Consider the following 14,316-nt stretch of genomic DNA (forward strand, 5'->3'; position numbering starts at 1 on the left):
ACCATCCTAAAGGAATTTATTCAGTGGGGTGTAACATATGTTTGACAAACCTACAGGACAAAAAGTCTTTCAGCTTTTCTGTATAGAGGCTTTTGTTTACAAAAACCGATTCCGCATGACCTGCCTTTGGTACCAACAACAAATCTCTCTTCCCCTTGGTAGCTTCATACATTCTTTCACTGTTTGCCGGCAAAATGTATTGGTCATCTTCTCCATGGATAAAAAGGATAGGCACCTGATTTTTTGCCAAAGAGTCGATGGGGCGGATGGCGGAAATAGGAATACCGAAATGAAGCTTGGCATATTGGTTCATAACCGGGCCGATAGCTGTTGGAATGTGACTGTATCGCCAGATTTCCTCCAAAACATTTTCGATATCGGAAAAACCGCAGTCAGCTACAGCGAAGGAAACATTTTGTACATCTTTCAATGAGGCAATTGTTGTGGCAGCTCCAAGAGATTCTCCATGCAAGCCAATCTCCGCATTCCTTCCCAGTTTTGCCTGAAAAAAATGTACTATTTCCGCCAAATCCTTTCCTTCCCTCACACTGTAGCTACAAAAAGTACTTTCATTTGCTCCATGCCCTCGTAAATCATAAATAATACAATTATAGCCTAAGGAAAGATAGATAGAGGCATACTTTAAACTTCCATATTGAGTATCCTTATAACCATGACTTATAATAACATATTTAGAAGAAGGGGTCGGGTTCTTTAAAATTTCTCCATGGAGCACATAAGAATCATAGCTTTTAACAGTAAACTCTTCTTTTTGCAAACCATTATAAAAGGAAGTATCATAATGTTCTCTTTGCCATTCCATCGACTCTTCCAGGCTTTGTCCTTCACCGTAGAATATATTTTTGCCAAGCATAGAGACAAAAGCTAAAAATAAAATTAAAATACTGATAAAAATCACAGCAAGGATAGATATATTAATATTTTTAATTATCATAATTTGCTCCTTTTAACGAAAAGGACTAGCCGTCCTGATCTTCAAAAATCTTCTCCAATAAAACAGAACACCTAGCCTTTGTCAGCTGAATATATTTTTTTAAGTAGTCAATATTTTCCTCTACACCGGTTTTCTCCATGCTTAGCTCTTTTTTACTCTCCATGCTTCTTTGACTCAAAAACACACTTTGCTCGGCAAAAAAGTTTTCCCTCTCATTTCCGGTGATATTTCTGCTGTAATAGCTTACCAGACGCTGCATTTCTTTATCGTAGAGTTCTCCGATTTTTTCATATCGTCTTCGCAGAGAGAGGTTTTTCTGCCAGCTTTCATCCTCTTCTATCTGATTCAATAGCTGAAATTCATTTTGAAAACGAAGATAGCTGTCGGAATCCGGCTCCTCCTCATCCTCTTCACTGGGAAGCAGGGAAAGGGGCTCCTGAACTTCTTCTCTGCTATTCCTGTTCTCCTCATAGCTTTTTAGAGCATTTTTCCAATGCCTGTGTAGGCCAAAGCTGACAAGACTCAGAAATAGGAAAAGAAGCAATAAGACCTTGAGATAAGCCATAAATTGTTTTCTGGGCATAATTATTCCGATAAATAAGCCGCTCTTACCTGAGGATCGGAAAGTAAGTCTCCGGCTTTTCCTTCTAATCGAATGTTTCCGGTTTCCAATACATAAGCTCTGTCTGCAATCATTAAAGCCTTGTTGGCATTTTGCTCTACCAAGAGTACGGTTACCCCGGACTCATGAATCTTTTGAATAATATCAAAGATTTCGTTTACGTAAATGGGAGAAAGTCCCATGGATGGTTCATCCAGTAAAATCATCTCCGGCTTTGACATTAAGGCTCTTCCCATAGCCAGCATCTGCTGTTCGCCTCCGGAAAGGGTTCCGGCTACCTGATTTTTTCTTTCCAAAAGACGGGGAAAATGATGATAAATCATATTCAGGCTTTCTTCAATTTCCTTTGAGTCCTTTCTGGTATAGGCTCCCAGCATCAGATTTTGGTATACCGTAAGGCTGGCAAAAACTCTTCTTCCCTCCGGAACATGAGCAAGTCCCTTGGAAACCAGCTTGTATCCGGGAAGCTTACTGACATTTTCCCCTCTATAAATGATTTCTCCCTGGGAATGGGGAATTAAACCGGTAATCGTTTGCAGGGTACTGGTTTTTCCGGCGCCGTTGGCTCCGATTAAGGTTACGATTTCTCCTTTGTTCACATGGAAATCCAAGCCCTTAATGGCATGAATCATCCCATAATGTACATGAAGATTCTTTACCTCTAAAATTTGTTCCATAATTACTCTCCTAAATAAGCCTTGATAACCTTTTCGTCATGCAATACTTCCTGGGTCTTCCCTTCTGTAAGGACTTGCCCGAAGTTCAGTACGGTAAGGCGATCACAGATGCCGGATACCAGCTTCATATCATGTTCAATCAATAAAATGGTCATATCAAAACGATCGCGAACCAGCCTTATGGTATCCATCAATTCTTCCGTCTCATTGGGATTCATTCCCGCCGCAGGCTCATCCAATAAAAGTAAGGAAGGATTGGTTGCCAGAGCTCTTGCAATTTCCAGCTTTCTTTGTTTTCCGTAGGGAAGATTTCCCGCCAAGTCCAAAGCATGCTCTTCCAGATGAAAAACAGACAATAAGTCCAGAGCTCTATCCGACATTTCCTTTTCTTTTTGAAAATACCGGGGAAGTCTAAAAATCCCTTCGATAAAGGAATAGGAATTTTCCTGGAAAAATCCTGCCTTTACATTGTCCAATACTGTCAGTTTATCGAATAATCGAATATTCTGAAAGGTTCTGGCAATTCCTTTTTTGTTAATCTCAATACAGGAGCTCCCTACAATATTTTTTCCATTTAAAAGAATTTCTCCTGTGTTGGGCTGGTAAACTCCGGTAAGCAGGTTAAATACTGTGGTTTTCCCTGCACCGTTAGGTCCGATTAAACCGTACAACTCTTTTTTTTCAATAGAGATATGGAACTGATCTACCGCCTTCAGACCTCCAAAGGAAATGCCTAAGGCGTTCACTTCTAAAAGACTCATGCATTCACCTCCTTACGGAACAAACGATGAAGAATATTCTCCCGAAAAGCAATAAAGCCGGGGGCGGAAGTAAATAGCATCATCACAATCAAAACAACGGCATAAATCAACATTCTGTAGTCGTTTAAGGAACGAAGAAGCTCAGGAAGCAAAGTCAGAACAACAGCTGCCAAGATGGAGCCGCGCATATTGCCAATTCCTCCTAAAACTACAAATACCAAAATCATAATAGACTGATTGTATCCGAAGTTTTTTGGCAAAGCTTGTAAAGAGCTTAAATTATGGGCATACAGTACTCCGGCAATTCCCGCGATGGCCGCAGAAATCGTAAAGCAAAGTAACTTCAGCTTTGAAGCGGGTAACGCAATACTTTCCGCCGCAATACGATTATCTCGAATCGCCATAACCGCTCTTCCTGTTCTGGAATGAATAAAATGCTGGATAAAGAGCATAGACAATAAAAGAAGAACTATTCCTACGGTAAAGTTACTGTACTTAGGCGTACCGGTGATTCCCTGTGCACCTTTAATGATCCACTTTCCCCCTTCTCCCAAAGCAACAGCTGTACCGTCCTTTAAGGAAAAATGCCAACCATTCTTATCCACCCCAAAATACAGAGCATTAATAATGTTTTTGATAATTTCTCCGAAGGCCAAGGTTACGATGGCCAAATAGTCTCCTTTCAGTCTTAAAACCGGAATACCGATTAAAAAGCCGAAGAATCCGGCTGAAATAGCACCAATGCACAGGGCGATAAAGAAAATAAGCATAGGAGGAAGAGCGCTTCCTTTTAAAAGCATGGAACAGCTGGCGGAGAAGAAAGCTCCTACGCACATAAAGCCCGCATGTCCCAGAGACAATTCTCCGGAGATACCCACCACAAGGTTTAGGCTTATGGCCAAAATAGAATAAATACACAGAGGAACCAAGAGTCCCTTCATTAGGGAACTTACGGAACCGGATTTTAGGAACAGCTGAACAACAAAGTACACGATAAGAATGACTCCGTAATTCAAAAAAATATCTTTGATTTTGTTCATTTGTACATTCTTCATCTTACACCTTCTCCATAATCTTCTTTCCTAAAATTCCGCTTGGTTTAATGAGCAATACAATAATCAATACGGAAAAAACAATAGCGTCCGACAGTTTGGAAGAAATATAGGCCTTGGACAGGTTTTCAAGAACGCCGAGTAAAATTCCGCCGATAAATGCTCCGGGAATAGAGCCGATTCCTCCCAATACGGCAGCCACAAAGGCTTTAATACCGGGCATAGCACCTGTGGTGGGAGTAAGGGTAGGATAAGCGGAGCATAGAAGAATTCCTGCCACACTGGCCAAAGCGGAACCAATGGCAAAGGTAAGAGCAATGGTACCGTTTACATTAACCCCCATCAAAGTGGCTGCACCCTTGTCCTCGGAAACCGCAAGCATAGCTTGTCCCGCCTTGGTTTTATGGATAAACAGTAATAAAACAACAGCAACTAAAATTCCCACCAAAATAGTGACCATAGTTTCTCCGGAAATCACCAACTGTCCTCCTGCCAGCTTCAAAGCAGGAAGCTTTACAAAGGACTGGAAGCTTTTGGGATTTGCTCCGAAAAGCAATAAAGCAAGATTTTGTAAAAGATAAGACACACCGATGGCGGTAATCAATACAGCCAGAGAATTGGCTGAACGAAGGGGCTTATAAGCTACCCTTTCCACTAAAACGCCAAGGGCGGTACAGATTGCCATACTAAAAAGAATAGATAAGGGAATACCCAATCCCATCTGGTTAAAAGCGAGAAAAGCGGCATAGCCTCCCACCATCAAAATATCTCCATGGGCAAAATTCAGCATTTTTGCAATGCCGTAAACCATGGTATAACCTAGGGCAATGATGGCATACACCGAGCCCAAACTGATTCCGTTTAAAAGATAGGAAATAAAACTCATCTTTTTCTCACTTTCTCTTGATGTAAATAGAAAGGGCAAGCCTCAGCATTGCCCTTTCCATAATTCTTACCGGTGGCCCAGGCGAAGCCTTTGACTTCCGGTGTATAACGACTTCTTAACTAAAGATTCAGGCAGAGCCTGTAGTCTTCCATTTATAAGACAATCATTATTCGGCAGATACGTAAGCTCCGTCCTTGATAATGACAGCCTTAGGCTCCTTATCCACGTCTCCGGCCTCATTCCACTTCATGCCGGTACCGGTAAGTCCATCCAGGCTAATCTCTGTCATAGCCTTCTCCATTGCAGTACCTAAATCGGAAACACTCTGATCAGGAGTCAAGCCGGCCTTCTCTACAGCTGCCTTAATAGCATATACTGCGTCATAAGCATCTGCTGCGAACTGAATCGGAGTCTCTTTATACTTTTCCTTGTAGTTCTTTACAAAGTTAACGGTTAAATCATCCTTTGCATCGGCAGCAAATGGAGTTAAAAGCATTAAGCCTTCTGCTAAAGAAGTGTCAAAATTTTCAACATTCAAGATACCATCCATACCATCACATCCGAAGAATGTAGGCTTGTATCCCATGGTGTTAGCCTGAGTAAGAACCAATGCAGCCTCGGTATAGTAGAAAGGAAGGAAGACAAGATCAGCTCCTGAATCCTTCATCTTCTGTAACTGAGTAGAGAAGTCCTTGTTGGAATCTGCAGTAAACTGCTCATCCGCAACAATTTCAAGATTCTGCTTTGGTGCCTCTGCGACGAAAGAATCATGTACTCCGGAAGAATAAACATCAGAGGAATCATAGATTATTCCAATCTTCTTTCCTAAGTTATGACCGGCAATATATTCTGCGGACTTCGCACCCTGTGCAGGATCGGAGAAGCATACACGGAATACATTCTTAGGAGCGGTAACTTCCACTGCGGATCCGGAGGGAGAAAGAACGAACATATTGTCCCCTTCCGCTTCCGTTCCTACTGCGATTGCAGGAGCACTGGTAGTCGGTCCTACAAGGAACTGCATTCCCCAGTCCTTTAAGCTGTTATAAGCATTGATAGCCTTTTCCTGATCATGCTCATCGTCAGCCTTCTTGTATTCAATCTGGTATCCGTTGATTCCGCCATTAGCGTTAATCTCATCAATAGCAATTTCAGCACCGTTTACTACGGCATTACCATATACAGCAGCGCCGCCGGTTAAAGGTCCCTGTCCGCCGATTTTCCAAGTTAATCCGCTCTTCTCGGATCCGGAACTCTCAGCATTTGCCTTGGATTCCGCTTCTGTAGCTTTCTTCTCTCCGCTTGCGCCTCCGCAGGCTACTAAAGATGCTGCCATCAAAGCGGCTAAAACCATAGATAATTGTTTTTTCATGTTAATCCTCCCTTATTTCACTATCAGTAAAATACTTTCCGTATTATAGGGAGAAGTTCTTTTCTTGTCAATTCTTTTTATAACAATTTAACATAAAAAAAGAGACAGATATAACCAAAAGTAATATCTGTCATAAATAGTATACTATGGAAAGCTGACCCCCGGACTTTCCGCCCGACTGTCCCTAAGCATAAGGTCCATTACAGCCTGCTTCGGGTTCTTTCCCTCAAATAATACCCTGTTTACTTCATGAACTATGGGCAGATCTACACCATACTTTGCGCCTAAGGCTAAGGCAGCCTTGGCAGCGTAAACGCCTTCTACCACCTGGCCCACTTCCTTCATGGCCTCTTCGTAGCTTAGTCCTTCTCCAATCAGGAAGCCTGCCTTACGATTTCTGGAATGCTTGGAGGCACAGGTTACAATCAGATCTCCGATTCCGGAAAGCCCGGCAAAGGTTTCCAAATGCCCTCCCATCGCCTGTCCCAGTCTGGCAATTTCCGCAATACCTCTGGTAATCAGTGCAGCCTTGGTATTGTCTCCGTAGCCTAAACCGTCTGCAATTCCGGCGGCCAGGGCTATGACATTCTTCAAAGCCGCACCGATTTCTACTCCCAGAACATCCTTATTGATATACACACGAAAGCTGTCGGATTGGAAAGTTTTTTGGATGGTTTTCGCACAACTTTCTTCTTTGGCAGCACAAACAATGGTGGTAGGCAGGAAGCGGGAAACTTCCTCCGCATGAGAGGGACCGGAAAGAACCGCCACAGGATTTTCCGGAAAAATCTCTTCCAAGATCTGGGACATGGTAAGCAAAGACTTTTCTTCTATACCCTTTGATACCGTTAAAAGAATCTGCTCTTTTTGAATGTAGTCCCTTACCTGCTCCGCAACAGAACGGGTAAACAAAGAAGGTACCGCGAAAATAACCATTTCCTTATCCTTTAGTGCCCTATCCAAAGAAGAAGTAATCTCGATATCATCAGCAAAGCTTGTGCCGGGAAGATTCTTCGGTTCTCTGGTCTTTTTCAGTTCTGCTTCCTCTTCTTTAGAATAGGTCCATAAGCTTAAGCTGTGATTGTTTTTTCTTAGCGTTATAGCCAAGGCGGAACCCCAGGTTCCTATTCCCAGAATGGCAATCTTCATAAAGACTCCTTTAATGTAAATAAATTTTTATATTGAGAAATCCTCGTTAAAGAAAAAGCTTATTGTTACAAAATACGCTTTATGCTCCTTTATTTTTTCTTCCCGAACTTATTTTCCGTACCATTCAATAATCGTTTCACATTTTCTCTATGCTGAAACAAACAAAGTAAGGCCAAAAAAAGACTTAATCCGCACATGGGCAGATAAATAGCTTCCGAAAACGGAAAAAGAATTCCCGATTTTCCCATAAGAAGCACGGATAAAAAGAAGACATAAACGGAAAGAACAGAGCCTAAGCTGACATATTTCGTTGTTAAAACAATCAGGATAAAAAAGCATAAAAGTCCCAGGGTATATAAGGGAGCCAAAGCAATCAACAAAGCGCCGGTGCAAGCCACACCTTTACCTCCCTTTACCCCGGGGAGGATAGGGAAATTATGTCCCAGAATGGCTCCAATACCGGTAAGCATTAAAATCAAGGTTTTCTGATCTTCATTTGCCGGCTTCCAAAATAAAATCATCAGAAATATAGGAACCATACATTTCGCAATATCCATTAAAAGAACCGTGATGCCGGCTCTTTTCCCCAAGGTTCGTAAAACATTGGTACTTCCCGGATTGCCTGAGCCCTGATGATAAATATCTACTCCCTGAGATTTCGCATAGAGATATCCATTGGGTATATTTCCGAAAATATACCCAAGGATAAAGCAAACACAAAGTTGAAGTATACTCATGACAATTAATCTTCTCCTCTTTCCCGGATAATAAAGCGAATAGGGGTTCCTCTAAAGCCGAAATTTTCTCGAATTTGATTTTCAATATATCTGGTATAGGAAAAATGCATCAGCTCCCTGTCATTAACAAAGATTACAAAGGTGGGAGGCGCAACGGAAGCCTGGGTAATATAGAAAAGCTTTAATCTCTTTCCCTTATCGGAGGGGGGCTGTTTCATGGCTGTTGCTCTTGCCAGAATTTCATTTAAAACACCGGTTTTAATCCGCATTACCTGATTGTCGTGAATCATATTCACCAATTCATAAATCTTATGAATTCTCTGTCCGGTTTCCGCAGAAATAAAGAGATACTCCGCATAGTCCATGTAAGCAAATTTCTCTTTCAGCTGCTTTGTAAATTCCTGCATGGTTTTATCGTTCTTCTCCACCAAATCCCACTTATTGACGGCAATAATAACACCCTTTCCGGATTCATGGGCAATACCGGCAATGCGGGTATCCCCATCGGTAATTCCCTCTACGGCATCAATCAAAACTATACAAATATCAGCCCTGTCCACTGCGGCAACGGTTCGGATCACGGAATAGCGCTCAATATCTTCCGTTACCTTCCCCTTTCTTCTCAGACCGGCGGTATCAATAAAGATATAGGGTGTACCGTTATAGGTCACTTCCGTATCAATAGCATCTCTGGTGGTGCCGGCTATGTCCGATACAATAACACGATTTTCTCCCAAAAGCTTATTGGTTAAAGAGCTTTTTCCCACGTTTGGCTTTCCGATAAGAGCAATTTTCAAAGTACCGTCCTCTTCCTCTTCCAGTCCTTCCTTTGGAAAATGCTTTACCACCTCATCCAAAAGGTCTCCCAGCCCTAAGTGGTTGGCAGCGGATACCGGGAAGGGTTCTCCCAGTCCCAGCTGGTAGAACTCATAAATATCATTACCATACTTTTTGATGCTGTCCACCTTGTTTACACAAAGAACAATAGGCTTTTTGGAACGGCGAAGCATCTCTGCCACCTCATAATCCGCATCCACTACGCCGGACTTTACATCTGTGACAAAAATAATCACATCCGCAGTTTCAATGGCTAATTCCGCTTGAGATCGCATCTGCTTTAATAACACATCATCGGAAATCGGTTCGATACCTCCGGTATCCACCATGGTAAAATAATAATTCAACCAGTTTCCCTCCGCATAAATACGGTCTCTGGTTACTCCCGGAGTATCCTGAACAATGGAAATCTGCTTTCCGGCAATCGTATTAAAAAGGGTGGACTTTCCCACATTCGGTCTTCCGACCACTGCTACTATAACTTTTCTCAATTTGCCCCTCCCATAAATTCCTACAACAAATGGAGATATTTTACCATTTTTTCTCCTATAAGAAAAGAGGAAAGGCCTAAGCCTCTCCTCTTTTTATACTTCCTCTATGCCGTATACAATAAACAACATTTTATTTCCAGCAAGCTTCTTCGGCAAAAGCTAAAATTCTTGCCTTCTGTACATTAGTTATTGTACAGATCAACCATCTTCTTCAGCTTCTCATAACGCTCTCTAGCTTCCTGCTCGTTCTGCAGATCTAAAGCCTTTGCGCGCTCCGGATTCTTAAGGGAAAGAGATAAGTAACGAACTTCGCCCTTTAAGAATTCCTGATAAGATTCGAAGTTAGGCTCCTTGGAATTCAAGGTAAACTTCTTGTCTCCACCAAGTGGGTTGTAAATGAAGTTGTTCCAATATCCAGCCTCTACAGCCAGCTTCTCTTCTGTCTGTGCCTTAGCCATGCCCTTCTTAATACCATGGTTGATACATGGAGAATAAGCGATGATTAAGGATGGTCCCGGATAAGCCTCAGCCTCGGAAATTGCCTTAACAGTCTGGGCCATATCAGCACCCATAGCAATATGTGCTACATATACATAGCCGTAGGACATAGCAATTCCTGCAAGATCCTTCTTCTTAGTCTCCTTACCGCCGGCAGCAAACTGTGCTACTGCACCGGTAGGAGTAGCCTTGGAAGACTGTCCACCTGTGTTGGAGTAAACCTCGGTATCGAATACCATTACGTTGATGTCCTTACCGGAAGCAAGAACGTGGTCAAGTCCACCGAAACCGATATCATAAGCCCAACCGTCTCCACCGAAGATCCACTGGCTCTTCTTGGAAAGGAAGTCTTTGTTCTTTAATAAATCTACAGCAACCGCATCCGTCTTACCGGACAATGCTGCCACTAACTTATCTGTAGCTGTTCCATTTGTAGCACCGATGGAGAAGGTATCCAAATATTCCTTAGCTGCCTCTACAAGAGCGGCATCCTTATTTTCTTCTACAAGCTTCTCAACCTGCTTCTTTAATCTGTCACGGATAGCATTCTGTGCCAAAAGCATTCCGTATCCAAACTCCGCATTATCCTCAAAGAGAGAGTTATCCCATGCAGGACCCTGTCCCTTAGCATTTACGGTGTAAGGAGTGGATGGAGAAGAGTTACCCCAGATAGAAGAACATCCGGTTGCGTTACTGATGTACATTCTCTCTCCGAAGAGCTGGGTAATTAACTTCGCATAAGGAGTCTCTCCACATCCGGGACATGCGCCGGAGAACTCGAAGAGTGGCTTCTTAAACTGAGATCCCTTAACGGTAGTCTCCTTAAACTTCGCAATAACTTCCTGCTTCTCAGGAAGCTCAACAGCGTAATCGAAGTACTTCTGGCGATCCAGGTTATCCTCGATTGGGGACATTACAAGAGCCTTCTCGCCCTTCATTCCGGGACAAACGTTTGCGCAGGATCCGCAACCAACACAGTCTAATACGGAAACCTTAATACCGAACTTGTAGTTAGGCATTCCGTTCATAGCCTTCTGCTGATCTGCTTCCGGAGCCTTAGCTGCCTCATCCTCGGTGTATGCAAATGCACGAATTGCTGCGTGAGGACATACATAAGAACAGAAGTTACACTGGATACAGTTATCAGGGTTCCATGCAGGAACGTTTACGGCAATACCACGCTTCTCATAAGCAGCAGATCCTACAGGAGTAGAACCGTCTACATAATCAGCAAATGCGGAAACGGGAAGATTGTTTCCTTCCTGTGCGGAAACATAGTTCTGGATATTGTTTACGAAATCCAAAACATCCTTTCTTCCGGCCGTCTTGGTCTTGAACTCAAGTCCCTCATCGGCACAGTTGCTCCATTCCTTCTTTACTTCTACTTCTTCGAAGGCATTTGCACCGGCATCGATAGCTGCCCAGTTCTTCTTTACAACGTCCTCACCCTTACGACCGTAGGTCTTCTGAGCGGCATCCTTCATTAACTTGTTAGCCTGCTCCTTAGGGATGATTCCGGTTAAAGTAAAGAATGCGGACTGAAGGATGGTGTTGATACGGGTTGGTCCCATTCCTGTCTCAATACCAATCTTAACACCGTTGATGATGTAGAACTTGATATTGTGGTCAGCCATATACTTCTTAACCTGTCCGGGGATGTGATTCTCCACCTCATCCTTGGACCAAGTACAGTTCAATAAGAAGGTTCCGCCGTCTACAAGCTCCTGAACCATGTTGAACTTGGTCATGTAGGAAGGATTGTGACAAGCTACGAAGTTAGCTCTCTTAATCAGGTATGTGGACTTAATCGGCTGATCTCCAAAACGAAGGTGAGACATGGTAACACCGCCGGACTTCTTGGAGTCATAATCAAAGTAAGCCTGTGCGTACTTATCTGTGTTATCTCCGATAATCTTGATGGAGTTCTTATTCGCACCAACAGTACCGTCTGCTCCCAGTCCCCAGAACTTACAGTTTACAGTTCCCTTTGGAGTGGTAACGATGGATGGTCCTTCCTGTAAGGAAAGGTGAGTTACATCATCGTTGATACCGATGGTAAATCTCTTCTTATCGGTATTGTTGTATACAGCTACGATCTGTGCAGGAGTAGTATCCTTGGAACCTAAGCCGTAACGTCCGGAAAGAACGGTTACATTCTTAAACTCGCTGGTGGAAAGAGCAGCTACAACGTCTAAGTATAAAGGTTCACCGATAGATCCGGGCTCCTTTGTACGGTCCAATACGGAAATAGTCTTTACTGTCTTTGGAATAGCCTTTAAGAAAGCGTCAACAGCAAATGGACGATACAGTCTAACCTTGATAAGTCCAAGCTTTCTGCCTTCCTTCTCAGCCAAATAATCGATGGTCTCTTCAATGGTCTCGTTTACAGAACCCATAGCAATAATTACGTGCTCTGCATCCGGAGCTCCATAGTAGTTAAAGAGCTGATAATTGGTTCCGATCTTCTTATTAACCTTGTCCATGTACTCCTGAACGATAGCAGGAAGTGCATCATAATAAGGGTTGGAAGCCTCTCTTGCCTGGAAGAAAATATCAGGGTTCTGAGCGGAACCTCTCTCTACAGGGTGATTCGGGTTTAATGCGTTCTGACGGAATGCATCTACATACTCCCAATCCACCATATCCTTCAAGTCTTCGTAATCCCACTCTTCAATCTTCTGAATCTCATGGGAAGTACGGAATCCGTCAAAGAAGTTGATGAAAGGAATACGTCCCTTTAATGCTGCAAGGTGAGCTACAGGAGTTAAGTCCATAACTTCCTGAACGGAAGACTCACAAAGTAAAGCGGCACCGGTCTGACGACAAGCCATAACGTCGGAGTGATCACCGAAGATGGAAAGGGCGTGGCTGGCAACAGCTCTTGCAGAAACATCAAATACACCGGGAAGCTGCTCTCCGGCAACCTTATAAATATCAGGAATCATCAATAAAAGACCCTGAGATGCTGTAAATGTAGTAGTTAAAGCGCCGGCAGCTAAAGCACCATGCACAGCACCTGCAGCACCTGCCTCAGACTGCATCTCAGTAACCTGAACAGTCTCCCCTAAAATATTCTGTCTTCCCTCTGTTGCCCACTCATCCATATGCTCAGGCATAACGGAAGAAGGAGTAATTGGGAAAATCGCAGCGACCTCTGAGAACGCATAGGACGCATGAGCAGCAGCCTGATTACCGTCCATGGTCTTCATTTTTCTTGCCATAAGTTTCCTCCTAAACTGAAATAAACAAAACCTCTACCTTTCCCCTTTTAGGGAAATCATACAAGGGAATACTAATCTATCCCCATGCTAAAATCAAGGAAAACGCTTACCGTTTTTGATTTAGTACAATAGCTATTTTTTTCACAAGTATTTTTTCGCTTTTTAAAGAAAAAAGCAGCCTTGAATTCCTTGACAATTGCCAAAAAATTCAAAGCTGCCGTAAACCTTAGGTTCCGGGACCGCCGGAAATAACATCCGCTTCCGTAGTGGGAACACTGTTATTCCCTACAGGTCCGTCATTGGAAACAACAGGATTCTCAGAAGTCTTTGTGGTACTCTGGGTTTTACTCTCCTGTGCCTTGGTCTCTGAAGCCTTACTTTCCGTGCTTGCCGCACTGCTTGCTGCCGTGCTTTCCGCTGCACTACTGCTTTCTACAGCATTTGCACTGTACTTCTTAGGAGTATGTCCCTTATAGCTGACATAATGATCTTTTACCTTCTCAGTCTTGCCGTCCTTAGTAATAATCTTATAGGCCTGCCATTCGGAACCGGCGGAACCGTTGCTCTCCTTACCCTGCTGTGGAGTAATTACCTGCACTGCCGGAACGGGAAGGTCTTTAATCTTCTCGGATTCCAATTCCCACTTCACTCCGCTGGGAAGTACAGGAATTCCGTAGATCTGTACTGTAGCGGTTTGGTTGGAATACCAGGCACGAATACCGATGGCATGCTTGGAATCATTCACAAACTTAAAATCCGGTCCCGGCCAAGATACCGTAGCATCCGTACCCGGAGTTACATAGTTAGGGGCAAAGGTGTGGGATCTGCGATAGGTCGTGGTTAATCCGGAGCGGAATACCGCATTGTATAGAGTGGAAGAAATCTGGCAGATTCCTCCTCCTACCTCTTCTACAACTTCTCCCTGATTATAAGCCGCAGCCGCCTTATAGCCCTTTTCTGCAGTTCTCTGCCCTACTACACCGTTAAAGGAAAACTCCTCTCCGGGCTGAAGAACAGTACCGTTTACCGCCTCTGCCGCAAGACGAACATTGGTATTT

At 43.3% G+C, this 14,316-nt stretch carries 12 protein-coding genes; all 12 read right to left on the reverse strand.

The annotated features are described in order from the left end of the window. Window positions 1-16 precede the first annotated feature (16 nt). Window positions 17-955 (reverse strand): alpha/beta hydrolase, encoded by a 939-nt coding sequence (locus RYL27_RS07600; RefSeq protein ID WP_314966328.1) that lies wholly within the window; start codon window positions 953-955, stop codon window positions 17-19. 25 nt (window positions 956-980) lie between these two features. After that, complete coding sequence (locus RYL27_RS07605) at window positions 981-1,538, reverse strand: hypothetical protein (RefSeq protein WP_308579470.1); 558 nt, start codon at window positions 1,536-1,538, stop codon at window positions 981-983. Between the two features lie 2 nt (window positions 1,539-1,540). Then, entirely contained in the window at window positions 1,541-2,254 is a 714-nt protein-coding gene (locus RYL27_RS07610; RefSeq protein WP_183684035.1) for an ABC transporter ATP-binding protein, read from the reverse strand. 2 nt (window positions 2,255-2,256) lie between these two features. After that, window positions 2,257-3,015 carry an ABC transporter ATP-binding protein gene (locus tag RYL27_RS07615; RefSeq protein WP_314344371.1) on the reverse strand — a complete coding sequence of 253 codons (759 nt, stop codon included), beginning with the start codon at window positions 3,013-3,015 and terminating at the stop codon, window positions 2,257-2,259. Beyond that, window positions 3,012-4,070, reverse strand: coding sequence for a branched-chain amino acid ABC transporter permease (locus tag RYL27_RS07620; protein WP_314966331.1), 1,059 nt, complete (start codon window positions 4,068-4,070; stop codon window positions 3,012-3,014). Before RYL27_RS07620 ends, RYL27_RS07615 begins: the two co-directional genes overlap by 4 nt. A 1-nt stretch (window position 4,071) precedes the next feature. Next, a complete protein-coding gene (locus tag RYL27_RS07625; RefSeq protein WP_304071369.1) occupies window positions 4,072-4,953 on the reverse strand; it encodes a branched-chain amino acid ABC transporter permease in 882 nt (293 codons plus the stop codon). A 166-nt stretch (window positions 4,954-5,119) separates the two neighbouring features. After that, on the reverse strand, window positions 5,120-6,325 hold the full coding sequence (locus RYL27_RS07630; RefSeq protein ID WP_314966333.1) for an ABC transporter substrate-binding protein: 1,206 nt from the start codon (window positions 6,323-6,325) through the stop codon (window positions 5,120-5,122). A 144-nt stretch (window positions 6,326-6,469) separates the two neighbouring features. Beyond that, window positions 6,470-7,474: an NAD(P)H-dependent glycerol-3-phosphate dehydrogenase gene (locus RYL27_RS07635; protein WP_314966335.1), complete on the reverse strand. Its 1,005-nt coding sequence runs from the start codon at window positions 7,472-7,474 to the stop codon at window positions 6,470-6,472. An 89-nt stretch (window positions 7,475-7,563) separates the two neighbouring features. Then, a complete protein-coding gene (gene plsY / locus RYL27_RS07640; protein WP_314966337.1) occupies window positions 7,564-8,211 on the reverse strand; it encodes a glycerol-3-phosphate 1-O-acyltransferase PlsY in 648 nt (215 codons plus the stop codon). 5 nt (window positions 8,212-8,216) lie between these two features. Beyond that, window positions 8,217-9,539 carry a ribosome biogenesis GTPase Der gene (gene der / locus RYL27_RS07645; protein ID WP_007156078.1) on the reverse strand — a complete coding sequence of 441 codons (1,323 nt, stop codon included), beginning with the start codon at window positions 9,537-9,539 and terminating at the stop codon, window positions 8,217-8,219. Window positions 9,540-9,721: 182 nt separating this feature from the next. After that, window positions 9,722-13,258, reverse strand: coding sequence for a pyruvate:ferredoxin (flavodoxin) oxidoreductase (gene nifJ / locus RYL27_RS07650; protein WP_183684042.1), 3,537 nt, complete (start codon window positions 13,256-13,258; stop codon window positions 9,722-9,724). Window positions 13,259-13,484: 226 nt separating this feature from the next. Further along, a partial coding sequence (locus RYL27_RS07655; protein WP_314966340.1) for a VanW family protein occupies window positions 13,485-14,316 on the reverse strand: 832 nt, incomplete at its 5' end.

Origin of the sequence: Oribacterium sinus, assembly GCF_963537195.1 — a bacterium.
GTDB classification, from domain to species: Bacteria; Bacillota; Clostridia; order Lachnospirales; family Lachnospiraceae; genus Oribacterium; species Oribacterium sinus_A.

Excerpts from the sequence above, each read along its gene's own strand:
- RYL27_RS07600 (WP_314966328.1), bottom strand. The coding sequence starts at position 955 with ATGATAATTAAAAATATTAATATATCTATCCTTGCTGTGATTTTTATC.
- RYL27_RS07630 (WP_314966333.1), bottom strand. The coding sequence starts at position 6,325 with ATGAAAAAACAATTATCTATGGTTTTAGCCGCTTTGATGGCAGCATCT.
- RYL27_RS07635 (WP_314966335.1), bottom strand. The coding sequence starts at position 7,474 with ATGAAGATTGCCATTCTGGGAATAGGAACCTGGGGTTCCGCCTTGGCT.
- RYL27_RS07625 (WP_304071369.1), bottom strand. The coding sequence starts at position 4,953 with ATGAGTTTTATTTCCTATCTTTTAAACGGAATCAGTTTGGGCTCGGTG.
- plsY (WP_314966337.1), bottom strand. The coding sequence starts at position 8,211 with ATGAGTATACTTCAACTTTGTGTTTGCTTTATCCTTGGGTATATTTTC.
- RYL27_RS07620 (WP_314966331.1), bottom strand. The coding sequence starts at position 4,070 with ATGAAGAATGTACAAATGAACAAAATCAAAGATATTTTTTTGAATTAC.
- RYL27_RS07615 (WP_314344371.1), bottom strand. The coding sequence starts at position 3,015 with ATGAGTCTTTTAGAAGTGAACGCCTTAGGCATTTCCTTTGGAGGTCTG.
- RYL27_RS07610 (WP_183684035.1), bottom strand. The coding sequence starts at position 2,254 with ATGGAACAAATTTTAGAGGTAAAGAATCTTCATGTACATTATGGGATG.
- RYL27_RS07605 (WP_308579470.1), bottom strand. The coding sequence starts at position 1,538 with ATGCCCAGAAAACAATTTATGGCTTATCTCAAGGTCTTATTGCTTCTT.
- nifJ (WP_183684042.1), bottom strand. The coding sequence starts at position 13,258 with ATGGCAAGAAAAATGAAGACCATGGACGGTAATCAGGCTGCTGCTCAT.